Here is a 22,882-nt window from a genome sequence, read left to right as displayed (position 1 = left end):
CCTCTGGACGGGCGACAGGAGCCCTTGTCCCTGCTCGGGTGATCCGCGGGCTTGCGCCAATCGGACCCGGTGCAATAATGGGTTCAACGTGAAAATTGGGGTCTGATTATGCTCGACCGAGAAGGCTTCCGGCCCAACGTCGGCATCATCCTGCTCAACCAGCGGAACCAGGTGTTCTGGGGCAAGCGCATTCGCACCCACTCCTGGCAATTCCCGCAGGGCGGCATCAAGCATGGCGAGACGCCGGAGCAGGCGATGTTCCGAGAGCTCCACGAAGAAGTGGGGCTGCATCCTGAACATGTGCGCATCATCGCGCGCACACGAGACTGGCTGCGCTACGAGGTGCCCGAGCACTACATCCGCCGCGACGCACGCGGTCACTACAAGGGGCAGAAGCAGATCTGGTTCCTGCTGCAGCTCATGGGCCGGGACACCGACATGAACCTGCGCGCCTCCACGCACCCCGAGTTCGATGCCTGGCGCTGGCACGACTACTGGGTGCCGCTGGATGTGGTGATCGAGTTCAAGCGCAATGTCTACCAGATGGCGCTGACCGAGCTGGCGCGCTTCATTCCGGCGCGCCCGAACCATCACAACCGCTATCTGCGCCACGGCATGCGCTCGCTGCGCCGCGAGGACGGCGCAGAGCCCCGCGCCAGCGCGGCCCCGCTGCAAGGCGACGCCGCGATGAGCGATCTGCCGCCGCTCGAGTTCAAGCTGGGGACGTCCTGACCGGCGGGCGCCGGTTCAGCAGCACCAGCCCCAGGCAGATGCCCGCCAGCGCCAGCAGCAAGGCGGGCGTGACCGGCTCGTGCAGCAGCAGCCCGGCACTGAGCGTGCCGAATACCGGCGTGAGCAGCACGAAGGCCTGGACCTGGGTCGCGGGATAGCGGGTCAGCAGCCAGAACCACAGCAGATAGCTGGCGAAGGTCACGATCACGCCCTGATAGACCATCGAGCCGATCGCCAGCGGGCTCCAGGCCTGCGGCCAGGCGTCGCCATGGACCCAGGCCGCCAGCGGCGACAGCAGCGCTGCCACGCCGAGCTGCCAGGCCAGCGTGACCTCGGAAGGCGCGCTGCGCAGCACCGACAGCCGGATCGTCACCGTGGTCAGCCCCCACAGCACCGCGGCCACCAGGATCATCAGGTCGCCACGCCAGGTGGTGCCGGCTGCGGTGAGCGAAAAACCCTCGCCAAACGCCGCCGCCAGCGCGGCAAAGGCGATCAGCAGCCCGACGGACTGCAGCGGCATCAGCCGCTCGCCCCGATGCAGCGCCGCCAGCACCAGCGCGACGACAAAGGGCGAGGTGTTGATGAAGACCACGCCGCGCGCGGCGGTGGTGTGCTGCAGGCCGACAAAGGCCAGCGCGAACTCGGTGGCGAACAGGAAACCGGCCAGCAGCCCCGGCAGCAGGCTCGGGCCTCGCCAGTCCCAGCGCAGGCCGCGCCAGCGCATCCAGCCCAGCAGCAGCACGAAGGCGACGATGCTGCGGATCGAGACCTGCACCAGCGCCGGCACCTCCGGCAGCGCCAGCTTGACCGAGACCTGGTTGAGGCCCCACAGCATGCAGCACAGCAGCAGGCTCAGGACGGCGGCAAGATCGAGATGGGAGCGTGCGGACATCGGCAAGGCGTGGGAGCGCACGCGCAGTGGCTGAAAAGTGTGGAGTCAGCCGATAGGCCGGATTCTGTGCGGCGGGTTGCCCCGCCGTGACCGCCATTCCTCTGGGCCGCCCGTCGCCGGAACGGCTCGATGCCACCTACCCGCCAGCTCAGCGGGCCACGTCATAGCTGGCCTATTTGGTGTTGCTGCGCGCAGAGATTGCCCGTTTCACCCGGACCGAACCGGCTCGTCTCTGTTGCTCTGATCCTCACCTCGCGGTGGAGAGGTATTACCTCCTGCGCTGCCCTGTGCAGTCCGGACCTTCCTCCAGTGCGACCTTTCGATCCTTGCACCAGCGGCGGTCTGGCTGACTCCACGGGCGGGATTGTCCCACAACAGGAACCCTGCCCCCCGGCGCGGCGCTCAGCGCGGGCGCGACAGTGCGTCGATGCGAGCGCTGCAGGCCGCGACGACACGGCGCAGCTCCTCGTGCTGTGCCGCGCAGCGCTGCAGCTGCTGGCGATCGGCCAGATGCACCTCGAGCAGCTCGCGGTAGGTCAGGCCGGCCTTGAGCGGCTGCGGCGTCGGGCAGGCGCTGTCGACACCGGCCGGCAGCACGCACTTCAGTGCGACCGGCGCGGGCGGCACCGGCGGAGGCGAGGCACAGCCGCCCAGCACCAGGGCGGTCGACAGCAGGAGCGGCGACAGGGCGGCCCTCATGTCAGCGCCCCCGGGCGCCGTTGCCGGCCACGCGGTTGAGCGTGCGCAGCGCCTCCGGCGGCACCGGCGCCGACAGGCAGCTCATGCCGGCCGCGTTCTGGCGCAGCTGGCCCTGCAGCAGCACCAGCTGCAGCTCGCGCTCGCGCAGCTCGTCGCGCAGGCGGCCGGGACTGCCGCCGCCGGCCGCCGCCAGCGCCTTGCGCACCCGCAGCAGCTCGGCATCGGTGTCACGGCGACGCTGGGCCAGATCGGCCAGCTGGGTCTGGCTGTCGTCGAGCGCCTCGATCATCTCGACCTTCTGCTCGTCGAAGGAGGTCTGCAGCTCGCGCAGGCGCACCTCGAAGGCGGCTTCGCGCGAGCGCAGCTCCTCGGCCAGCGCGATCTGCGCCTGGCGGTGCCGCGCCTCGCTGTCGCGCATCTGCGTCTCAAGCCGGGCGGCGCGGTGCTCGGCCGCTTGTCCGTCGGAGGAACCGATGCCATGGCCGATCCAGCCGGACACCAGCAGGGCCGCGGTCGTCGCGATCAGGCGCAGCTTGTCGGGCATCGATGGACTCCAGAAAAATGATTTTGCATTTCAGGTCGGATTGTCATCCCGGCCGACGGCTGCGCATGGTAGGCAAGACCCGGAACCGCAACGGTGACGATTCGTGAGAGGCCCGCCGTTCAGCGCGCCTCTCAGCGCTCCTTCGTGAACGACTGCCCAAGCGCTGCCGGCGCCTGCGCGCGGCCGAAGAAGCCCGCCAGCAGCACCACGGTGAACAGATAGGGCAGCGCCTGAATCAGCTCGACCGGCACCGCGCCCAGGCCCGGCAGCACCGTGCCCTGCAGTCGGATCGCCACCGCGTCGAGCAGGCCGAACAGCAGACAGGCCCACAGCGCACGCACCGGATGCCAGTGGCCGAAGACCATCGCCGCCAGCGCCATGAAGCCGCGGCCGGCGCTCATGCCCGGCGTGAAGCTGGCGTTCTGCGCCAGCGTCAGGAAGGCCCCGGCGATGCCGCACAGCACGCCGGCCAGCAGCACCGCGCGCCAGCGCAGCCCGGCCACCGAGATGCCGGCGGCATCCACCATCGCCGGGTTCTCGCCGACCGCGCGCAGCCGCAGCCCGAAGCGGGTGCGGTAGAGCAGCCACCACACCGCCGGCACCAGCGCGAAGGCCAGCCAGGTCAGCAGCGTGTGGCGCAGCAGCGCCTCGGCCAGCAGCGGTCCGAGCAGCGGCCAGTCCTGCACCGCACGCGCCGCCGCGTCGAACAGCACGCCGAAGCGACCTTCAGGCGGCACGTCGGGCGTGCGTCCGCCGCGCTGGAACAGGTGCAGGCCGATGACCGCGGTCAGCCCGAGCGCCAGGATGTTGATCGCCACGCCGGAGACGATCTGGTCGCCGCGAAAGCGGATGCAGGCCAGCCCGTGCACCGCCGACAGCGCCATGCCGGTCGCGACCGCCGCCAGCAGCGCCGCCCCGGCCGGCCAGCCGAAGGCACCCGCCACCGCCGCGGCGAAGGCCGCCGCCAGCAGCTTGCCCTCCAGGCCGATGTCGATGACGCCGGCGCGCTCGCTCAGCACCCCGGCCAGCGCGCACAGCACCAGCGGCACGCTGATGCGCAGCGTCGCGCCCAGCACCGAGGCGACGACGGTCGCCAGCTCCTGCAGCTCGCTCATGCGCCCTCCCCGGCCGGCGCGGCACGCAGCGCCCGCCGCGTCCACAAGGTCCACAGGCGCGCCACCAGCGGCCGCAGCATCAGCGCCAGCGCGCCGCAGAACAGCACCACCAGGCCCTGCACCGCCGTCACCATGTCGCGCGAGAAGGTCGGGATCTCGAAGGCCAGCTCGGAGCCACCCTGCACCAGCGCGCCGAACAGCAGCGCCGCCAGCACGATGCCAGCCGGGTGATTGCGCCCCATCAGCGCCACCGCGATGCCGGTGAAGCCCGCGCCGGCGACGAAGTCCAGCAGCAGCCGGTGATGCACGCCCAGCACCTCGTTGATGCCGACGCCGCCGGCCAGCGCACCCGAGCTCATCAGCGCGATCAGCGTCAGCCGCACCGACGACAGCCCGGCGTAGTGCGCCGCGCCCGGCGCGTGGCCGAGCGTGCGCAGCGCGAACCCCAGCCGGGTGTGCCACAGCACGACCCACAGCCCGGCCGCGCACAGCAGCGCCAGCACCAGGGCCGCGTTCAGCGGCGTGGCCGGCGCCTGCACGCCGACCGCGGCCAGCAGCGCCTGCGCCGTCGGCAGCCCGACGCCCTCGGCCAGCGCCCGGCTCTCCACCGACGGATTGCCCGGCACCGCCAGCACATTGACCAGCAGCCAGACCAGCAGCGCCGAGGCCAGGAAATTGAACATGATCGTCGTGATGACGATGTGGCTGCCGCGGCGCGCCTGCAGCCAGGCCGGCACCGCCGCCCAGGCCGCGCCGCCCACCGCCGCTGCCGGCATCGCCAGCAGCACCACCGCCCAGCCCGGCAACCAGCGGTCCAGCGCCAGCGCGACGACGCAGGCCAGCAGCCCGCCGACCGAGGCCTGCCCCTCGGCGCCGATGTTGAACAGGCCGGCGTGCGCGGCCAGCGCCACCGCCAGGCCCGTGAAGATGAAGTTGGTCGTGTAGTGCAGCGTGTAGCCCCAGGCCAGCCCGGAGCCGAAGGCGCCCTCGACCAGCAGCCGCATCGCCTGCGCCGGGCTGTGGCCGAGCAGCGCCACCAGCGCGCCCGCCACCGTCAGCGCCATCAGCACGTTGAGCAGCGGCAGCACGCCGAAGTCGATCCAGCGCGGCAGCGGCGCCCCGTGTCCTGCGGTCGCTGCGCTCATGCCGCGGCCCCTCCCTGGCCCATGCAGCGGCCGATCGTCACCTCGTCGGCGTCGTCGCGCATCATCTCGCCGGTGATGCGGCCCTGCGACATCACGACGATGCGATCGGCCAGCGCCAGGATCTCGTCGAGCTCGGTCGACACCAGCAGCACCGCGCAGCCGGCATCGCGCAGCCGGCGCAGCGCGCGGTGAATCGTCTCGATCGCGCCGATATCGACGCCGCGCGTGGGCTGGCCGATCAGCAGCAGGCGCGGCGCGCGGCGCAGCTCGCGCGCGATGACCAGCTTCTGCTGGTTGCCGCCGGAGAACTTCGCCGAGCGCCAGGCCGGATCGGGCGGGCGCACGTCGAAGGCGGCCATCATCTCGGCGCACTGCGCGCGCATCGCGCCGTGGTCGAGCAGGCCCAGCGCGGCCGGGCCGCGGGTGATGGCCGCATCGTCGGTGTAGCCGAGCGCGGCCGACTCCCAGGCCTCGAACGCCAGGACCAGGCCCAGGCGATGGCGATCCTCCGGCACATGCGCCACGCCGAGCTGGCGCAGCCGGTGCGGATCGAGCGGCCAGACCGCGCGCTGGTGCACCGCATCGGCCGCCAGCGCGATCTCGCCGGTCTGCAGCGGCCGCAGCCCGGCCAGCAGCTCCAGCAGCTCGCTCTGGCCGTTGCCCGAGACGCCCGCCACGCCGACAATCTCGCCCGCGCGCAGGCTCAGGTCGATGTCCGACAGCCGCACCACGCCCTGCGCGTCGCGCCAGCCCAGGCCGCGCGCCGTCAGCACCGCCGCGCCCGCCACCGCCGCCGGCCCCTCGCGGCCGAGCCGCACCTTGCGCCCGACCATCAGCTCGGCCAGCTCGGCCTCGGTGGTGGCGGCCGTCTCGCGGGTGGCGACCACCTCGCCGGCGCGCATCACCGTGACCCGGTCGCTCACCGCCAGCACCTCGCGCAGCTTGTGCGTGATCAGCAGCACCGTGGTGCCGCGGCTTTTCAGCTGGCGCAGCATGCGCATGAGCTGGTCGGCCTCCTGCGGCGTGAGCACGCCGGTCGGCTCGTCGAGGATCAGCACCTTGGCGCCGCGGTACAGCGCCTTCAGGATCTCGACGCGCTGCAGCACGCCCACCGGCAGCTCAGCCGCCACCGCGTCCGGGTCGACCTCGAGGCCGAACTCCGCCGCCAGCCGCAGCACCTCGCGCCGCGCCGCCGCCAGGCTCGGGCCCAGCACGAAGCCCTGCTCGGCGCCAAGCACGATGTTCTCCAGCACCGTGAAGCGCTCCACCAGCATGAAATGCTGATGCACCATGCCGATGCCGGCGGCGATCGCGTCGCGGGCGCTGCCCGGTTTCAGGGCGCGCCCGGCCACCTCGATGGTGCCCTCGTCGGGCGGGTGCAGGCCGTAGAGAACGGCCATCAGCGTCGACTTGCCGGCACCGTTCTCGCCGATCAGGGCGTGGATCGAGCCAGGCGCCACCTCCAGCGTGACGCCGCGGTTGGCGTGCACGCTGCCGAAGCGCTTGTGGATGCCGCGCAGCGCGATCATGCGACCAGGGAGCGAGCCATTCGCTTCAGGCTTCAGTAGCGGCAGGCGTTGTCGGCCATGTAGTCGGCGACCTTGATGCGGCCGGCGACGATGTCGGCCTGCGCCGCATCGAGCTTCTTCTTCATCTCCGGCGTGATCAGCTTCGCGTTGTGCTCGTCCATCGCCAGCGCCACGCCGTTCTCCTTCAGGCCAAGCACCTGCACGCCCGACTTCCAGCTGCTGTCCTTGACCGATCGGGCGATCTGGAAGACCGCCACGTCCACGCGCTTGACCATCGAGCTCAGCATCGTGCCCGGATGCAGGTGGTTCTGGTTGCTGTCGACGCCGATGGCCAGGCGGCCCTGGTCCTTGGCCGCCTGGTAGACGCCCACGCCGGTGCCGCCGGCGGCGGCGAAGATCACGTCGACGCCGCGCGAGAACTGGTTGCGCGCCAGCTCGCCGCCGCGGGTCGGATCGCTCCAGGCCGCCGGGGTGGTGCCCGTCATGTTGGCCAGCGTCTCGGCCTTCGGGTTGGCGTATTTGGCGCCCTGCTCGTAGCCGCACTGGAAGCGGCGGATCAGCGGCACGTCCATGCCGCCGATGAAGCCGACCTTGCCCGACTTGCTCGCCATCGCCGCGGCCATGCCGGCCAGGAAGGAGCCCTCCTGCTCCTTGAAGACCACCGACTGCACATTGGGCAGGTTGACCACCATGTCGACGATGGCGAACTTGAGCTGCGGGAACTCCTTGGCCACCTTCTCCAGCGCCGAGGCCTGGGTGAAGCCGATGGCGATGATCGGGTTGGCGCCCTTCTGCGCCATGCGCCGGAAGGCCTGCTCGCGCTGGGTGTCGTTGGCGATCTCGAACTCGAGGTAGCCGCCGCCGGTCTCCTTCTTGTAGCGCTCCATGCCGTTGTACGCGGCCTCGTTGAAGGACTTGTCGAACTTGCCGCCGGCGTCGTAGACGACGGCCGGCTGGGCCTGGGCGCGGGCGATCGGTGCCGCCAGCAGCAGCGCCCCGGCCAGGGCCGTGGCCAGAAAGACCGGATTCAGGCGAAACAAAAGGGTGTCTGCAGGCATGGGCGTCTCCTCTCGGCACGGTGACAGGCGGGCGGATTGCGTGACGGATTCTGCAATAGCCATACCCGATCGTCTCCCCGGGGCTTGCCGGAGAGACAAGGCCGCAGGAGCGGCCAGCCGGACCCGCCGGAATTGACATGCATCAACGGTGCTGCACCGCAGCATCAAGCTGACATCTTGGGCGGGGAAGCTGCTGGCATGCTGCAGCACAGCACTCACCGAACCTTGCCGAGGATGCGCATGAACCCTTCCCCGACCCCTGACTCCGTCTCCCTGCCGCTGGCGGGCCGCCGCGGCCTGATCCTGGGCGTGGCCAACGAGCACAGCATCGCCTGGGGCTGCGCGCAGGTGGCGCGCGCGCAGGGCGCCTCGCTGGTGCTGTCGTGCCTGAACGAGAAGGCGCGCAGTTTCGTGCAGCCGCTGGCCGATGCGGTCCAGGCGCCACTCGTCGACTGCAACGTCGAGACCGAGGGCGACCTGGAGCGGCTGGTGCAGGCCGCGGTCGATCATCTGGGCGGCCTCGACTTCGTCATCCACTCGATCGCCTGGGCGCCGCTGGCCGAGCTGCGCGGACGCGTCATCGACAGCTCGGCGGCCGGCTTCGCGCGGGCGATGACGGTGTCGTGCCACTCCTTCGCCGCGCTGGCCAAGGCCTGCGAGCCGCACCTGTCGGACGACGCCGCGCTGATGACGATGAGCTACCTCGGCGCCGACGAGGCCATCCCGCACTACGGCCTGATGGGCCCGGTCAAGGCGGCGCTGGAATCGCTGGTGCGCTACCTGGCCGCCGAGCTGGGCCCGCAGGGCGTGCGGGTGCACGCGATCTCGCCGGGACCGATGCCCACCCGTGCGGCCTCCGGCCTGCAGGACTTCGAGGCGCTGATGGCCACCGCCCGCGCCGAGGCGCCGCTGCGCCGGCTGGTCACGCTCGAGGAGGTCGGCGCGCTGGCGGCCTTCCTGGCCGGACCGGGCGGGCGCGGCATGAGCGGCCAGACCCTCTTCGTCGATGCCGGCTTCCATGTCGTGCGCTGACCCTGTCGTGCGCTGATTCCTGCGACCTGTCCCGATGACCGCCATGAACCCGACCCCGTCTACCGAACCGATCACCAACCTCACCTTCGACGAGCTGCCGCTGGGCGCGCGCGCCCGGGTCAGCCGCACGCTGACGCAGGACGACATCGTCGCCTTCGCGCTGGTCTCGGGCGATGTCAACCCGGCCCATGTCGACCCGGAGTACGCCAACGCGACCCGTTTCCACGGCACCATCGCGCACGGCATGTGGGCCGGCGCGATGATCTCCTCGCTGCTGGGCACCGAGTTTCCCGGCCCCGGCACGATCTACGAAGGCCAGACGCTGCGCTTTCACCTGCCGGTGCGCGCTGGCGACACGCTGACGGCCGAGGTCATCGTCACCGCCCGCGACACCGAGCGCCACCGCCTGACGCTGGACTGCCAGGTCACCAACCAGACGGGCGCCACCGTCGTCAGCGGCGAGGCGCTGGTGCGCGCGCCGATGCAGAAGGTCAGCCGAGCGCGCGCGGCGCTGCCGCAGATGCACCTGTTCGACCCCGACGCCCGGCTGGCGCGCTGGATCGACGGCTGGGCGGCCGATCTGGCCGGGCAGCCGCCGGTGCAGTGCGGCGTGGTCCATCCCTGCGACGCCACCTCGCTGGCCGGCGCGCTGGCGGCAGCGCGGCGCGGCCTGATCGTGCCGTGGCTGATCGGCCCGGAGGCGAAGATCCGCGCGGTGGCCGAGCAGGCCGGGCTGGACCTGGGCGACGCGCGCATCGAGGCGGTCGAGCACAGCCACGCCGCCGCCGCACGCGCCGCCGAGCTGGCCGCCTCCGGCCAGGTCGAGGTGCTGATGAAGGGCAGCCTGCACACCGACGAGCTGATGCACGCGGTGATCGCCACGCCGCAGCTGCGCACCAAGCGGCGCATCTCGCATGTCTTCCGCTTCGATATTCCGACCTACCCGAAGCCGATCCTGATCACCGACGCGGCGATCAACATCGCGCCGACGCTGGAGGACAAGGCCGACATCGTCGCCAGCGCGATCGACCTGGCGCGGGTGCTGGGCGTGGCGCGGCCGAAGGTCGCCATCCTGGCGGCGGTCGAGACGGTCAACCCGAAGATGGTCTCGACGCTGGACGCCGCGGCGCTGTGCAAGATGGCCGACCGCGGCCAGATCACTGGCGGCCTGCTCGACGGCCCGCTGGCCTTCGACAACGCGATCTCGGCCGAGGCGGCGCGCATCAAGGGCATCCGCTCGGAGGTGGCCGGCGACGCCGACATCCTGCTGGTGCCGGACCTGGAGTCCGGCAACATGCTGGCCAAGCAGCTCGAGTACCTGGCGGGCGCGGCCGGCTGCGGCATCGTGCTGGGCGCACGCGTGCCGATCGCGCTGACCAGCCGCGCCGACGGCGAGGCCTCGCGGCTGGCCTCGGCGGCGCTGGCCGCGCGCCTGGCGCTGGCCTGGCGGGAGCAGCGGCCGTGAACGCCGTCGCTGCGACCGCGACGGAGGCGGCGGTCCTGGTCGTCAACGCCGGCTCCTCGACGCTGAAGTTCGCGCTCTACCCGCGCAGCGACGACTCGGCGGCGGCGTTCGCCGCGCACCCGTCCTTCGCCAGCGGCCAGCTCGACGGGCTGCAGCCCGGCGGCACGCTGCGGCTCTGCCCGAGCGGCGAGGTGCCGACCGAGCTGCCCTCGCCGGTCGACGAGCAGGCACGCTTCGCGGTGGCGCTGCAGGCGCTGCAGCGCCATGTGGCCGAGCGCGCGCCGCAGGCGCAGATCGTCGCGGTGGCGCACCGCATCGTGCACGGCGGCGGGCAGTTCGTCGCGCCGGTCGTGCTGGATGACGCGGCGCTGGCGCAGCTCGCCGGGCTCTCGCCGCTGGCGCCGCTGCACCAGCCGCACAACCTCGCCGGCGTGGCCGCGCTGCGCGAGGCCTTTCCGGCGCTGCCGCAGGTCGGCTGCTTCGACACCGCCTTTCACGCCAGCCTGCCCGATCTGGAAACCCGCTTCGCGCTGCCGCAGGCGCTGCATGACGAGGGCATTCGCCGCTACGGCTTTCATGGCCTGTCCTACCAGTACCTGATGCAGGTGCTGCCGGCCTTCAGCGCGCGCGCTGGCGGCCGGGTGCTGATGGCGCATCTGGGCAGCGGCGCGAGCCTGTGCGGCGCGATCGACGGGCGCAGCGCCGCCACGACCATGGGCTTCTCGGCGCTCGACGGCCTGATGATGGGCAGCCGCAGCGGCGCGCTCGACCCCGGCGTGGTGCTGCACCTGTGGCGCCAGGGCTGGACCGAGGCCCAGGTCGAGAAGCTGCTCTACAAGGACAGCGGCCTGCTGGGCGTGTCGGGCCTGAGCGCGGACATGCGGCTGCTGCGCCGCCTGGCCGGCCAGGGCCAGACGCGCGCGCAGCGGGCGATCGACCTGTTCATACACCGGCTGCGCCGCGAGAGCGGCGCGCTGGCGGCGGTGCTCGGCGGGCTGGACGTGCTGGTGTGCACCGGCGGCATCGGCGAGCATGACGCCGCCACCCGCGCGGCGATGGCCGAGGCGCTGCATTTCCTCGGCGTCTCGATCGACCCGCAGGCCAACGCCGCCGCCACCGGCGACACGGTCCGCGCCATTCACGCCGCCGATAGCGCGGTCGAGGTCTGGGTGGTGCCGACCGACGAGGGCCGGATCGCCGCGCAGGCGGCCTGGGCGCTGCTGGACGCGCCGCATGAACCGGCCCCATCCGCACCCGCACCCGGCACGCCCCCTGCCCGCGCATCGCTGGCCGCCTGATCACGACGGAGATCCACCGTGCACGCCGCTTCCCCGCATCTTTCCCAGAACCCCTCCCCTGATCCGGACACCGCCGCTGCCGCGCTGGACCGGGTGCTGATGGCCCGCTCGGCGCCGCTGACCTCCGGCCTGTCGCCGATCTCGCTGTCGCTGGCCTGGCAGGACTGGGCCCAGCATCTGGCCAGCCAGCCCGGCCAGGCGCTGCGGCTGGCCGCGCTGGCCCAGGCCGGCGCGGTGGAATGGGCCGGGCACTGCGCCAGCGGCCTGTGCAGCGACGACGAGACGGTGCAGCGCGATCCGCGCTTCGCCAGCGAGGACTGGCGCGCCTGGCCCTGGAGCGGCCTGGCCCATGCCTACAAGCGCAGCGAGCGCTGGTGGGACGAGGCGATGCGCCTGGACGGCCTCACCCGCCACCACGCCGAGGTGGTGCGCACCTTCGCGCACCAGTGGCTGGACCTGCTCAGCCCGAGCAACCTGCCCTTCAACCCCGAGGTGCTGCGCCGCACCCGCGAGACCGCCGGCGCCAACCTGGTCCAGGGCGCGCAGCACGCGTTCGACGACTGGCGCCGCGACCACGGCCTGGCGCCGCTGCAGCCGCCCGAGCGCGAGTTCCGCCCCGGCATCGAGGTCGCGACCACGCCCGGCGCGGTGGTGATGCGCAACCGCCTGGTCGAGCTGATCCAGTACGCGCCCACCACCGCCACCGTGCAGGCCGAGCCGGTGCTGATCGTGCCGTCGTGGATCATGAAGTACTACATCCTCGACCTGAGCCCGCACAACTCGATGGTGCGCTGGCTGACCGAGCAGGGCCACACCGTCTTCATCCTGAGCTGGAAGAACCCCGACGCGGGCGACGCCCAGCTCGGCATGGACGACTACCTGCGCCTGGGCGTCTTCGACAGCCTGGCGCGCATCGCCGAGCTCGTGCCGGGCGAGCCGGTGCATGCCTGCGGCTACTGCCTGGGCGGCACGCTGCTGTCGATCGGCGCGGCCGCGCTGGCGCGCCCGGGTCAGGTCGCGGGTGCCGAGCGCATGGCGCCGCTGGCCTCGGTCTCGCTGCTGGCGGCCGAGACCGACTTCAGCGAACCCGGCGAGCTGGGCGTGCTGATCGACGAGGCGCAGGTGCAGCTGCTCGAGGCGGTGATGGCCGAGCGCGGCTTCCTGAGCGGGCGGCAGATGGCCGGCTCCTTCCAGTTCCTGCACTCGCGCGATCTGGTCTGGTCGACGCGGATGCAGGAATACCTGCTCGGCCAGCGCAGCCAGCCCAGCGACCTGATGGCCTGGAACGCCGACGTCACCCGCATGCCCGCGCGCATGCACGGCGAGTACCTGCGGCGCTGCTACCTGCACAACGATCTGGCCGAGGACCGCTATCCGGTCGAGGGCCGGCCGGTGTCGCTGTCGGACATCCGCCAGCCGATGTTCGTCGTCGGCACCGAGAAGGACCATGTCTCGCCGTGGCGCTCGGTCTACAAGGTGCTGCGCCTGACCGAGACTGCGCTCACCTTCGTGCTGACCAGCGGCGGCCACAACGCCGGCATCGTCAGCGAGCCCGGCCACCCCAGGCGCCACTACGCGCTGCTGGCCTGTGGCGCCGAGGATCCGTGGATGAGCCCGGACGACTGGCAGCAGGCCGCGCCGCGCCATGAGGGCTCGTGGTGGACGGCCTGGCATGACTGGCTGCTGGCGCACGGCAGCGGCCGCCAGGTGCCGGCACGCACGATCGCGCCCGAGGCGGCGCTGATGCCGGCGCCGGGCGCGCATGTGATGGTGCGCTACCCGGACTGAGCGTCCCGAAGATGAAGCGCAGATGAAGCCCGGGTGAAGGTCCGGGCGACGGCGTCAACGCCGCGGATCGGCCTGCCGTTGAGCGCGCCATGAACACCGCCCGCCCCGCCCGTCCGTCCCTCCCGCGCGCCGCGCGCCTCGTGCTGCTGGCCGCGCTCTCGGCCGGCGCGCTCGGCCTGTCGGGCTGCGGCGGTGGGGTGTCGGTCGGGGTGGGCATCGAGGCGGGCTACGGCAGCAGCCACGACGCGCCGCCCACCGTCTCGATGAGCCTGAGCACCGCCAGCGGCGCCGGCGGCACCACGGTGCGGCTGAGCGCTTCGCCGCGCGACGACTACGCCATCACCCAGGTCGACTTCGAGATGGTCTACCCGGGCGGGGCGGTGCAGCACCTCGGCAGCGTGCGCCGTCCGCCCTGGGTGCTCGACATCTCGCTGCCCTACGGCACCGGCGGCAGCGTGCTGAGCCTGCGCGCCCGCGCCTGGGACGACGCGGGCCAGTCCGGGCTGAGCGGATGGAGCGGCATCAGCGTGTACTGAGCGCGGCCTGGCCGCAGGCGAAGGGCTGCACCGGCGTGGCCGGCGGCTTGTCCAGCAGCCAGACCTCGACGCGGCGATTGCGCTCGCGCCCGGCCTCGGTGTCGTTCGAGGCCACCGCCGCGGCCGGGCCATAGCCCTGCACCACCGCCGGGCGCACGCCGTAGGTCGACAGATCCGCCGCCACCGCGCGGGCCCGCTGCTGCGACAGGCCGATGTTGGCGCAGCGGTCGCCGCGATCGTCCGAGAAGCCCAGCAGCATCAGCTGGCGCGAGCCGGCGCCATCACGCTCGAGCAGCCGGGTGATGCGCCCGACATCGCGCAGCGCCTTGTTGTCGAGCTGATCGGAGCCGGGCCGGAAGCGCAGGTTGACCGCCAGCCGCTGCGCGCCGGTGGTCAGGCGGCGGTATTCGGCCGGCACATCGGTGGGCACCGCCGCGGTACCGGGATCGGCCTCGGGCGCCTGTCCGATGAAGCCGACCGTCTGCGCCACCTTCTGGCCCTCGTCCGAGACCGCGAAGTCGGCCAGCCGGCGTACCAGCGGCTGCGCATCGCGGGCGACATAGAAATACAGCCGGCGCGCCAGCGCATAGTCCTCGGTGGCCACGGTGAAGCGGCTCGGGCGCAGCGCCGCGCCCTGACCGTCGGCCAGCGCCAGCGTCTTGGCCGCCTCGGCATAGGGCAGACCGACAAAGCCGATCGCCATCGGATCGGCCGCTACCGCCGCGGCCAGCGCGCGGCTGTCCTCGTGCCGGGTGGTGCCAGCGGCCAGCGCCTGCTTGTCCAGCACCAGCGCGCGGAAGGTGTCCCAGGTGCCGGACTTCTCGTCGCGGGCATGCAGGCGCACCGCACCGGCCGGCGCCCCCAGTGCCGACCAGTCGCCGGTGCGGCCGGTGAACAGGTCACGCAGCTGCGCCAGCGTCAGCTGCTTGAGCGGATTGCTCGGGTGCACGATCACCGCCACGCCGTCGAGCGCGACGATGTATTCGCTGCCCTCGGCCGACAGATCGCCGAGCGCCTTCGTGGCCTCGCGCTCCTTGGCCTGGATCGGCCGCGAGGCCATGCCCAGCTCGGCCTGGCCCGCCGCCAGCGAGGCAAAGGCGGTCGAGGTGCCATGCGAGGCCAGCGCGACCGCCAGCCGCGCGCCGTCGGACGGACGGCGCGCCTCGATGCGCAGTTCCTCCGGCGCGGTCGGGGTGGCGGACAGCTCGGTGTAGCCCTCGCGGGCCAGGAAGGCCTTGACCAGCGCCGGCGCCAGCGCGGCGCCGACCGTGTTGGAGCCGTGCAGGCGCAGCAGCGGTGCCGACGCCCCGGCCGCGGCCAAGGGCGGCGAGGGCTCGGCCGGCGCCACACGGCTGCTCGTGCCGCGCTGCAGCAGCCAGCCGACCAGCGCGGCCAGCACCAGCAGCAGGGCCAGCACCGGCAGCAGCCAGCGCCGTGCCCCCGGGGGCGCTGCCGCCGCGGGCGCGGCCGGCAGCATCAGCGCAGAGCCGCATTCGCTGCAGCGGCCCGCGCCATCCGTCAGCGGCTGCAGCTGGCGGCGGGCGGCCAGGCCGCAGGCCTCGGGCAACTGGGTGCAGACCCCACGGTCGGGCGGCGTCGCCGGGGGCGTCGTCAGGGGCGTCGTCGAAGTCATGGAGTCATCCCATCCTGTCGGAGAAGTTCGAGAGCGGCCGCAGCCGGGGCGGACCATGCCGGGCCGAGCACGGCGACACGGCGCGCGATCACCTCGCGCAGCCGCGCCGAGGCCGGCACGGCGCCCAGCAGCGGCTGCAGCGCGTCGTCCAGCAGCCGCCGGCGCTCGTCGGCGTCGTCCTGCAGACGTGCCAGCACCGCCGGCCAGTCGGCGCCCAGCGGATGCAGCGCCAGCGCCAGGCCGAAGTCGTCGAGCTCGGCACGCAGCCAGCCCTGCGCGCCACCGTCGCGCAGCAGATCCAGCGCCTCGGCCAGCAGCAGCCGCGCGGCCCAGGGCGGCACGGGGTCAGGCTGCGGCTCGGATTGCGGCTCGGATTGTGGCTCGGGCGGGGGCTCGGGCGGGGGCTCGGGCAGGGGTTCCGGCGGCAGTTCGGGCGGCAGCGCCGGCACCGGCTCGGGCAGCTCGGCCAGCGGCACCGACAGCGCCAGCCAGACCAGCGCGGCCGCACGCGGCCCGAGCGTCGGCAGCAGCGCCGCCGTCGGATCGATCCGGTCACGCAGCGGCGCGGCCAGCGCACGCTGCTGCAGCGCTGCCGGCGCGGCCAGCCGAGGCTGCAGCCGCGCCAGATCCTGACAGCGCAGGGCTTCGTCCGCCCAGCGGCGCTGCAGCCACTGCACCCCCGACTGCGCGACCGACGCCACCACCGGCGCGGCCACCGCGCGGTCGCAGGCCTGGCGCAGCGCCTCGCAGCCGCGGTCCTCGCCGATCTGGTGCGCCAGCGTCTCGAAGCGGGCCGTCTCGCCCAGACGCAGGAACAGATCGGCGCGCAGCCGGCCCAGCATCTGGCGCTGCTCCGGTCCGCTGCTGCCGACCCAGGTGCGCGCCAGCGCCTGCACCAGCTCGGGCCGGTCCAGGCGCTGCGGCCCGGTGGCCGGATCGATCAGCAGGGCCTGCGCCACCGCACGGGCCTCGGCCGCGAGGCTGGCCAGCGCCAGATCGGCCGCCTCGACCGCCTCCAGACAGCGCTGCCATGCCGCCTGCAGCCGCTCGACCTGGCGAAGCTCGCGCCGCGAGCGGGCCGCGGTGGTGCGGGCCTGCGCCCAGGCCTGCAGCGCATGGCTCCAGGCCGACAGATCCGGCGCACGGGCGCCGCCGAGCCAGCGCGACAGGCCGCCAGCCGGCGCCGATGGCTCGTCCAGCGCCGCCTGCAGCCGGTCGGCCAGGGCCTCGTCCTGGCGCAGCTGCCGGGTCGCCGCCTCGCCCGCCTGCAGCAGGTGCTGCCGCACCTGCTGCGCCTGCGCGCGCACGCCCTCCAGCGAGAGCCGCCCGCTGCGCCAGTCCTGCCAGAGCCGGGCCTCGACCGCCTGGCACCAGCCCTCGGCGCGCTGCTGCAGCAGCGCCTCGTCGGCACACATCGCGGCCTCGACGCCGCGGCCGTCGAAGCCCTCGTGCACGCCCAGCGCAAACAGCCGGCGCAGCTCCGCCGCCTGCCGGGCGGGCTCGCACTGCCGCACCAGCCCCTGGTAATGGAGCGCCAGCCGCTGCCACATCGCGCCGGACTGGGCGGCGCCCAGCGTCAGACCGCTCGCATCCGGCAGCATCGGCAGATCAGCCAGCGCCCCGGCTGCCGACGCGGCATCCCCCGGCAGCCCCAGGCGCAACAGCCGCAGCAGTTGCCCCAGAAGCACCTCGGACAAATGCGCGCGCACCGCGGAAAGATCGGCGCGGCACTCGCTCAGCGCCCAGCTGCGCAGCCGCACGCTGGTCGGCTCAGCAGGATCGACCGCATCAGCCGGATCGACCCGGTCGACCAGATCAAGCTGCAGCGCCAGACGCTGCAGCAGCCAGCCTGCCATCGCCTGCGCATCGGCCTGACCGGCCGCAGGCACCCAGCAGACCAGATCACCCGCCAGCGGCAGCCGGTCGACACCGGCGATCCGGTCGAGATGCAGCTCGACCTGCAGCCCGGGCTGGCGCGCCCACAGCTGCCGCAGGCGATCGGCCAGCGCCTGCGGCGACAGCTCCTGCGGCGAGAACACCAGATGCACCCGCTCCGGCGTCTGATCGGCCGGCCACGGCGGCAGCGGCTCCTCGGCATCAAGGCACCACCGCGGCGGCAGCGGCGCCGGCAAGGGCTCGGTCACCGGCAGGCCGGGCACGCGCGCCGGCGCCACCTGGTGACGCCGCTCGAGCGCCTGCAGGATCTGCCGGGCGAACACACCGGTACCAAGGAGGACTTGTCGCATGGACCGCGACTCTCCTGTCACGATGTGTCATGTTCATGACAGCACCTCGCCATTGCTGTCGCGCCCCCGCACATGGGTACGACCCGGCACCGATCGGCGATTTGACGACCTGACCGTACCAGCGCAAGATGAGAAAATCGTAAAAAATTTCACGGATCATTGGCATGATCCCGGCCCATTCTTGTCCGGATCGGCCTTGCTGATCACGCCCGGAATCGGCCTGACGCCCAGCGAAGACTTTTCAGGCAAGCACAAAAGACCCATCACAGGAACCCCCTCGAACCGGTGTACCTAATAGATCAACAATCAACAATCAAACCGCAAAAATAACAAGCGGAAATGATTTAGATCGGATCGATTACGTAACCGAAGCTGGACCGATGCGTTCTTGGACTATTTTTTCTACCTGATCTCGCTGTTCAAAAACCGACAACAAAGGGCACCCGCGCGGGTGCACCCACACCATGCTCCATCGCTTCGATCGCTCGTCCCGGCCTGTCCTGCCCGCGCGGCAGGCGCCTGCCGTCGTGCTGGCCTGCGCCGGCGCGCCTGAAGGCGATCTGAACGCGGTGCGCTCGCTGGGCGAGCGCGGCATCACGGTGATCGTGATCGGCGAGTACGCGCAGCCGCCATCACGCCATTCACGCCACTGCACGGGTTTCCGGCATGTGCCGAACTTCACTCGTCACCCGAAGCGTCTGGCACGTGTGCTGCGCGAGATCGAAGCCGAGCACGGCGCGGCGCCCGTGGTCTTCCCGACCGCGGACCCGGATCTGCAGGCGTTGCTGGAAGTCCTGCCCGACCTGGGCGAGCGCATCCGGCCGGCACTGGCTGCGCCCGACCTGGTGGCGAAACTGGTGGACAAGGCGCGCTTCGACGATCTGGTCCGGCAGCATGATCTGCCGGTGCCGCGCACCCTGCGGATCGAACGCATGGCGCAGATCGAGGACATCATCGCCGGCGAGATCGCCTTCCCGATGATCGTCAAGCCGGCGCAGCCGGTGGCCTGGCAGCACCCGGGCGTGGAGCCGGCGGTGGCACGCGCCAAGGCGGTGGTGGTCGAGACGCCGGAGCGGCTGCGCGAGATCGCGCGCATGCTGGCGCCGCACGGCTTCCACATCATCGCGCAGGAGTACGTGCCGGGCGGCGACGTCGAGCATTTCACCGTCGATGTCTACATCGGCCCGGACGGCGCGGTGCGCGCCAGCAGCTGCGGGCGCAAGCTGCGCCACGATCCGCCGCATGTCGGCAGCGGCTCCTACTGCGAGAACCTGCGCCTGCCCGAGCTGGAGCAGCTCGCCGCCGAGGTGCTGACGCGCATCGGCTACCGCGGCGTGGCCAATCTCGACTTCAAGCGCCACGCGCTCACCGGGGCGTACAAGCTGCTGGAGATCAATCCGCGGCTGAGCCAGTGGCACATCCTGACGACGCGCTGCGGCATGAACCTGCCCGAGATGGCCTGGCGCGATGCCTGCGGCCTGCCGGCCGCAGCGCCCTCGAAACGCCGCACCGGCCTGCGCTATCTCAACGAGAAATGCGACTTCCGCGCCGTGCGCCAGTATGTGCGCGAGGGCGAGCTGAGCTGGTCTCGCTACCTGGGCACGCTGCTGCGTCCCGGCACGGTGCGCCAGCTCGCGCCGATGGACGATCTGGGCCCGGCGCTGCACCTGACGCGGGACTGGTTCGCGCAGAAGCTCATCCGGCGCGCTCGGCCGGCACGCCAGACCGCGCCGCGCCCATCGATGCAGACGATCTTCGAGGAAGCCGAGGATCCGGCCTTCAAGGGCCGCTGAAGCGCGCCCTCGCCCTCAGGAGCTGCCCAGCACCTCGAGCAGCGCATCGCCATAGGCCGCCAGCTTGCGGCCGCCCACGCCGCTGACCTGGCCGAGCTCGTCGAGCGTGCCCGGCTGGCGGCGCGCCATCTCGACCAGCGTGGCGTCGTTGAAGACCAGGTAGGCGGGAATGTTGTGCTCGCGTGCGACGCCGGAGCGCCAGGCGCGCAGCGCTTCGAAGCGCTCGAGCTGCGGTCCGACCAGATCGGCCGGCGCGGAGCGTGCCCCCTTGCCTGCAGCATCGGCGCCGGCGCGGCCGCGCTTCGAGCGCCCGCGCACCGGCGCGGCCGGCACCCGCATCTGCAGCCGCACCTCGCCGCGCAGCACCGCGCGCGCGGCGTCGGTCAGTGCCAGCGTGCCGTACTCGCCCTCGGCCACCACATGGCCCAGCGCGACGAGCTGGCGCAGCACCGCACGCCACTGCGCCTCGGGCAGGTCCGCGCCGATGCCGAAGGTGCTCAGGCCCGCGTGACCGTACTGCCCGACCTTGTCGGTCGGCTTGCCGCGCAGCACGTCGATCAGATGCACCGCGCCGAAGCTGCGCGGCCCCTGCGTCTCGCGGCCATGCTGGGCGAAGCGGTAGATGCAGCTCAGCGCCTTGCGCGCGGCGTCGGTGCTGTCCCAGGTGGTGGGCGGATGCAGGCAGTTGTCGCAGTTGCCGCAAGGGCCGCTGGCCTCGCCGAAATAGGCCAGCAGGCGCACGCGGCGGCAGTCGTGCGCCTCGGCCAGCGCCAGCAGCGCGTCGAGCTTGCCGCGCTGCACCCGCTTGAACTCGTCGGCGGCCGGGCTGTCGTCGATCATGCGGCGCTGGTGCACCACATCGGCCAGGCCGTAGGTCATCCAGGCGTCGGCGGGCTGGCCGTCGCGGCCGGCGCGGCCGGTTTCCTGGTAGTAGCCCTCGATGTTCTTGGGCAGGTCGAGGTGGGCGACGAAGCGCACGTCCGGCTTGTCGATGCCCATGCCGAAGGCGATGGTGGCCACCATCACCAGCCCTTCTTCCCGCAGGAAGCGGTCCTGGTGGTACTTGCGGGTGCCGGCGTCCAGCCCGGCGTGATAGGGCAGCGCCGGCACGCCCTCGTCCTGCAGCCAGGCGGCGGTCTCCTCGACCTTCTTGCGGCTGCCGCAGTAGATGACGCCGGCGTCGCCCTCGTGCTCGTCGCGGATGAAGCGCAGCAGCTGGGTGCGGGCGTTGTCGCGCTCGACGATGGTGTAGCGGATGTTCGGACGGTCGAAGCTGCTGACGAACAGCCGCGCGTCCTGCAGCTGCAGCCGCTCGACGATGTCGGCGCGGGTGTGGTCGTCGGCGGTGGCGGTCAGCGCGATGCGCGGCACTGCGGGGAAGCGCTCGTGCAGCGCGCTCAAGCCCAGGTATTCCTCGCGGAAGTCGTGGCCCCACTGGCTGACGCAGTGCGCCTCGTCGATCGCGAACAGGCCGAGCAGGCCGCGCTCGTGCAGCGATTCCATCATCGCCAGGAAGCGCGGCGTCAGCAGCCGCTCGGGCGCCACGTACAGCAGCGTCAGCCGCCCGGCCAGCAGGTCGCGCTCGACCGCCGAGGCCTCCTGCGCGCCCAGCGAGGAGTTCAGGAAGGCCGCCGGCACGCCAACCTCGTCGAGCGCGCCGACCTGGTCCTGCATCAGCGCGATCAGCGGGCTGACCACCACCGTGACGCCCTGGCCGCCGCCATGGCGCACGATCGCCGGGATCTGGTAGCAGAGGCTTTTGCCGCCGCCGGTGGGCATCAGCACCAGCGCGTCGCCGCCGTCGATGACCTGCTCGACGATGTCCTGCTGCTGGCCGCGGAAGGCGCCATAGCCGAACACCTCGGCGAGCACGCGCCGAGCGGCAGCGACGGTGGGGGACGGCGGGGTCGGGTCGGGCGCGTTCATGATCGGGCCGATGGTACGCGAGGCCGGCGAGCGCGCCTGCTCACCCCGAATGGGGAGAGGCGCCGGCCAGGCCGGCCGCCGGCCGCGGCATGCCCCACAGCACCGCCATCTCGGTGTACATCGACGGGCTGACCAGCCGCGCCACCGCGCCCGACAGCAGCGCGCACGCCATCAGGCTCAGCACCATCGCCTGGCCGGAGACCATTTCCATGACGATGATGAAGGCGGTGATCGGCCCCTGGGTGGTCGCCGACAGGAAGCCGACCATGCCCAGCGCCACCAGCGCGACCGATTCCGGCCGGCCAGCCAGGCCGGCCAGCCGTGCGATGTCCTGCCCGAGCCCGGCGCCGATCGCCAGCGACGGCGCGAAGGTGCCCGCCGGCACGCCGCTCCAGGCCGACAGCCAGGTGGCGACGAACTTCAACAGCGTGTAGAGCGGCGGCAGGCCGTCGTCGCCGTGCTCGAGCAGCGCGCGGGTCGGGTGGTAGCCGGCGCCGGCGGTCGCGCCCGACGTCACCAGGCCGATCAGGCCGACCGCCAGCCCGCAGGCGGCGGCAAAGCGCAGCGGATGCGCGGCGCGCCAGCGGCTGACGCGGTCGCTGCCGCCCTGCGCGCACAGCACCAGCAGCCGCGAGAACAGCCCGCCAGCCAGCCCAGCAGCCAGCGCCACCGCCAGGCCGGGCGCCAGCAGGCTCCAGTCCAGCACCGGCACCACCAGCGCGCCGAAATAGCTCTCGTTGCCGAAGACCGAGATCGACACCAGGCCGGCCAGCACGATCGCGGCGATCGTCAGATTGCTGTGGCGCAGGTCGCGGCGGCGGGTGAGCTGCTCGATGGCGAAGACGATGCCGCCCAGCGGCGTGTTGAAGGCCGCGGCCACCCCGGCGGCGGCGCCGGCCACCATCAGGTCGTGCGCGTCGATGCCGCTGCCCGGCGAGAGCCAGCGCCGCGCGCCCAGCATCACGCCGGCGCCCACCTGCACCGTTGGACCCTCGCGGCCGATCGACAGGCCGCCGAGCAGCCCGGCGCAGGTCAGCAGCAGCTTCTGCAGCGCCAGCCGGGGCGAGACCAGCGCCGCGACGCGCTCCGGGGGCGTGTCGTCATGCAGCGCGGCGAGCACCTGCGGAATGCCGGAGCCGCCGGCCTCGCGGGCGAAGCGGCGGGTCCACATCAGCACCGCGACCGTCAGCACCGGCGTCCACACGAGCGCCAGCAGCGCGCCGGTCCAGCCCGAGCCCTGCAGCGCCACCCAGGTGCCGGTGGCCAGCTCGGCCAGCGCGGTGAAGGCGGTCACCACGAGCCCGGTCAGCAGCGCGAACACCAGCACCACGCTGCGGTCGATCCACTGGCGCCCTGAGCGCATCTCGCGCAGCAGGGGCTCGATCAGGGCACGCAGGGAACGGTCGGGAGGCAGGGACATCAGGCGCGGGTCATCACCAGAGAGGGGGACG

18 protein-coding genes and 1 other RNA gene are annotated in these 22,882 nt (G+C 72.5%); 7 read left to right on the top strand and 12 right to left on the bottom strand.

Annotated elements, in window-relative coordinates:
* The first annotated feature begins 108 nt into the window (after nucleotides 1-108).
* Entirely contained in the window at nucleotides 109-732 is a 624-nt protein-coding gene (locus BW996_RS00320) for an RNA pyrophosphohydrolase (RefSeq protein WP_051632132.1), read from the top strand.
* On the opposite strand, the gene BW996_RS00315 is transcribed toward BW996_RS00320, so the two are convergent.
* The 8 genes from BW996_RS00315 to BW996_RS00280 form a co-directional block, all read right to left on the bottom strand.
* Nucleotides 713-1,624, bottom strand: a complete 912-nt coding sequence (locus BW996_RS00315) for a DMT family transporter (protein ID WP_037484083.1) — start codon at nucleotides 1,622-1,624, stop codon at nucleotides 713-715. The genes BW996_RS00320 and BW996_RS00315 overlap by 20 nt on opposite strands.
* A gap of 37 nt (nucleotides 1,625-1,661) precedes the next feature.
* Nucleotides 1,662-1,978, bottom strand: an RNA gene (rnpB, locus tag BW996_RS00310) — RNase P RNA component class A.
* Nucleotides 1,979-2,026: 48 nt separating this feature from the next.
* Complete coding sequence (gene lysC, locus BW996_RS00305) at nucleotides 2,027-2,323, bottom strand: Rz1-like lysis system protein LysC (protein ID WP_037484081.1); 297 nt, start codon at nucleotides 2,321-2,323, stop codon at nucleotides 2,027-2,029.
* A 1-nt stretch (nucleotide 2,324) separates the two neighbouring features.
* Nucleotides 2,325-2,867: a hypothetical protein gene (locus tag BW996_RS00300; protein ID WP_037484079.1), complete on the bottom strand. Its 543-nt coding sequence runs from the start codon at nucleotides 2,865-2,867 to the stop codon at nucleotides 2,325-2,327.
* A gap of 131 nt (nucleotides 2,868-2,998) precedes the next feature.
* Entirely contained in the window at nucleotides 2,999-3,982 is a 984-nt protein-coding gene (locus BW996_RS00295) for an ABC transporter permease (protein ID WP_037484131.1), read from the bottom strand.
* Nucleotides 3,979-5,127 carry an ABC transporter permease gene (locus BW996_RS00290; RefSeq protein WP_037484077.1) on the bottom strand — a complete coding sequence of 383 codons (1,149 nt, stop codon included), beginning with the start codon at nucleotides 5,125-5,127 and terminating at the stop codon, nucleotides 3,979-3,981. The genes BW996_RS00295 and BW996_RS00290 overlap by 4 nt, the downstream gene beginning before the upstream one ends.
* On the bottom strand, nucleotides 5,124-6,656 hold the full coding sequence (locus BW996_RS00285; protein WP_037484075.1) for an ABC transporter ATP-binding protein: 1,533 nt from the start codon (nucleotides 6,654-6,656) through the stop codon (nucleotides 5,124-5,126). Before BW996_RS00285 ends, BW996_RS00290 begins: the two co-directional genes overlap by 4 nt.
* Before the next feature lie 32 nt (nucleotides 6,657-6,688).
* Entirely contained in the window at nucleotides 6,689-7,714 is a 1,026-nt protein-coding gene (locus BW996_RS00280; RefSeq protein ID WP_051632131.1) for a BMP family lipoprotein, read from the bottom strand.
* 240 nt (nucleotides 7,715-7,954) lie between these two features.
* Between BW996_RS00280 and fabI the strand changes: the two genes are divergently transcribed.
* The 5 genes from fabI (at nucleotide 7,955) to BW996_RS00255 (ending at nucleotide 13,833) form a co-directional block, all read left to right on the top strand.
* A complete protein-coding gene (fabI, locus tag BW996_RS00275; protein WP_037484127.1) occupies nucleotides 7,955-8,746 on the top strand; it encodes an enoyl-ACP reductase FabI in 792 nt (263 codons plus the stop codon).
* A gap of 43 nt (nucleotides 8,747-8,789) precedes the next feature.
* Complete coding sequence (locus tag BW996_RS00270; RefSeq protein ID WP_037484125.1) at nucleotides 8,790-10,211, top strand: bifunctional enoyl-CoA hydratase/phosphate acetyltransferase; 1,422 nt, start codon at nucleotides 8,790-8,792, stop codon at nucleotides 10,209-10,211.
* Nucleotides 10,208-11,509 carry an acetate/propionate family kinase gene (locus tag BW996_RS00265; RefSeq protein ID WP_076458441.1) on the top strand — a complete coding sequence of 434 codons (1,302 nt, stop codon included), beginning with the start codon at nucleotides 10,208-10,210 and terminating at the stop codon, nucleotides 11,507-11,509. The genes BW996_RS00270 and BW996_RS00265 overlap by 4 nt, the downstream gene beginning before the upstream one ends.
* An 18-nt stretch (nucleotides 11,510-11,527) precedes the next feature.
* Entirely contained in the window at nucleotides 11,528-13,297 is a 1,770-nt protein-coding gene (locus tag BW996_RS00260; RefSeq protein WP_037484073.1) for a PHA/PHB synthase family protein, read from the top strand.
* 89 nt (nucleotides 13,298-13,386) lie between these two features.
* Complete coding sequence (locus tag BW996_RS00255; RefSeq protein ID WP_037484072.1) at nucleotides 13,387-13,833, top strand: hypothetical protein; 447 nt, start codon at nucleotides 13,387-13,389, stop codon at nucleotides 13,831-13,833.
* Here BW996_RS00255 and BW996_RS00250 read toward each other — a convergent pair.
* Nucleotides 13,820-15,466, bottom strand: coding sequence for a substrate-binding domain-containing protein (locus BW996_RS00250; protein WP_139330674.1), 1,647 nt, complete (start codon nucleotides 15,464-15,466; stop codon nucleotides 13,820-13,822). The genes BW996_RS00255 and BW996_RS00250 overlap by 14 nt on opposite strands.
* Nucleotides 15,463-17,712, bottom strand: a complete 2,250-nt coding sequence (locus tag BW996_RS00245; protein WP_139330673.1) for a hypothetical protein — start codon at nucleotides 17,710-17,712, stop codon at nucleotides 15,463-15,465. The genes BW996_RS00250 and BW996_RS00245 overlap by 4 nt, the downstream gene beginning before the upstream one ends.
* Before the next feature lie 464 nt (nucleotides 17,713-18,176).
* On the opposite strand from BW996_RS00245, the gene BW996_RS00240 reads away from it, so the two are divergent.
* Entirely contained in the window at nucleotides 18,177-19,505 is a 1,329-nt protein-coding gene (locus BW996_RS00240) for a carboxylate--amine ligase (RefSeq protein WP_037484068.1), read from the top strand.
* A gap of 15 nt (nucleotides 19,506-19,520) precedes the next feature.
* On the opposite strand, the gene recQ is transcribed toward BW996_RS00240, so the two are convergent.
* Complete coding sequence (gene recQ, locus BW996_RS00235) at nucleotides 19,521-21,431, bottom strand: DNA helicase RecQ (protein WP_037484066.1); 1,911 nt, start codon at nucleotides 21,429-21,431, stop codon at nucleotides 19,521-19,523.
* Between the two features lie 40 nt (nucleotides 21,432-21,471).
* Nucleotides 21,472-22,851 (bottom strand): chloride channel protein, encoded by a 1,380-nt coding sequence (locus BW996_RS00230; RefSeq protein ID WP_051632128.1) that lies wholly within the window; start codon nucleotides 22,849-22,851, stop codon nucleotides 21,472-21,474.
* Between the last annotated feature and the right edge of the window lie 31 nt (nucleotides 22,852-22,882).

The organism is Sphaerotilus natans (assembly GCF_900156335.1).
Lineage (GTDB): Bacteria > Pseudomonadota > Gammaproteobacteria > Burkholderiales > Burkholderiaceae_C > Sphaerotilus > Sphaerotilus natans.
This window is presented reverse-complemented; position numbering and strand designations above follow the sequence as displayed.

Bases quoted from the DNA above. Each gene is read 5' to 3' on its own strand.
- BW996_RS00320 (WP_051632132.1), top strand. From the start codon at position 109: ATGCTCGACCGAGAAGGCTTCCGGCCCAACGTCGGCATCATCCTGCTC.
- BW996_RS00315 (WP_037484083.1), bottom strand. From the start codon at position 1,624: ATGTCCGCACGCTCCCATCTCGATCTTGCCGCCGTCCTGAGCCTGCTG.
- lysC (WP_037484081.1), bottom strand. From the start codon at position 2,323: ATGAGGGCCGCCCTGTCGCCGCTCCTGCTGTCGACCGCCCTGGTGCTG.
- BW996_RS00300 (WP_037484079.1), bottom strand. From the start codon at position 2,867: ATGCCCGACAAGCTGCGCCTGATCGCGACGACCGCGGCCCTGCTGGTG.
- BW996_RS00295 (WP_037484131.1), bottom strand. From the start codon at position 3,982: ATGAGCGAGCTGCAGGAGCTGGCGACCGTCGTCGCCTCGGTGCTGGGC.
- BW996_RS00290 (WP_037484077.1), bottom strand. From the start codon at position 5,127: ATGAGCGCAGCGACCGCAGGACACGGGGCGCCGCTGCCGCGCTGGATC.
- BW996_RS00285 (WP_037484075.1), bottom strand. From the start codon at position 6,656: ATGATCGCGCTGCGCGGCATCCACAAGCGCTTCGGCAGCGTGCACGCC.
- BW996_RS00280 (WP_051632131.1), bottom strand. From the start codon at position 7,714: ATGCCTGCAGACACCCTTTTGTTTCGCCTGAATCCGGTCTTTCTGGCC.
- fabI (WP_037484127.1), top strand. From the start codon at position 7,955: ATGAACCCTTCCCCGACCCCTGACTCCGTCTCCCTGCCGCTGGCGGGC.
- BW996_RS00270 (WP_037484125.1), top strand. From the start codon at position 8,790: ATGAACCCGACCCCGTCTACCGAACCGATCACCAACCTCACCTTCGAC.
- BW996_RS00255 (WP_037484072.1), top strand. From the start codon at position 13,387: ATGAACACCGCCCGCCCCGCCCGTCCGTCCCTCCCGCGCGCCGCGCGC.
- BW996_RS00250 (WP_139330674.1), bottom strand. From the start codon at position 15,466: ATGACTTCGACGACGCCCCTGACGACGCCCCCGGCGACGCCGCCCGAC.
- BW996_RS00245 (WP_139330673.1), bottom strand. From the start codon at position 17,712: ATGCGACAAGTCCTCCTTGGTACCGGTGTGTTCGCCCGGCAGATCCTG.
- BW996_RS00240 (WP_037484068.1), top strand. From the start codon at position 18,177: ATGCTCCATCGCTTCGATCGCTCGTCCCGGCCTGTCCTGCCCGCGCGG.
- recQ (WP_037484066.1), bottom strand. From the start codon at position 21,431: ATGAACGCGCCCGACCCGACCCCGCCGTCCCCCACCGTCGCTGCCGCT.
- BW996_RS00230 (WP_051632128.1), bottom strand. From the start codon at position 22,851: ATGTCCCTGCCTCCCGACCGTTCCCTGCGTGCCCTGATCGAGCCCCTG.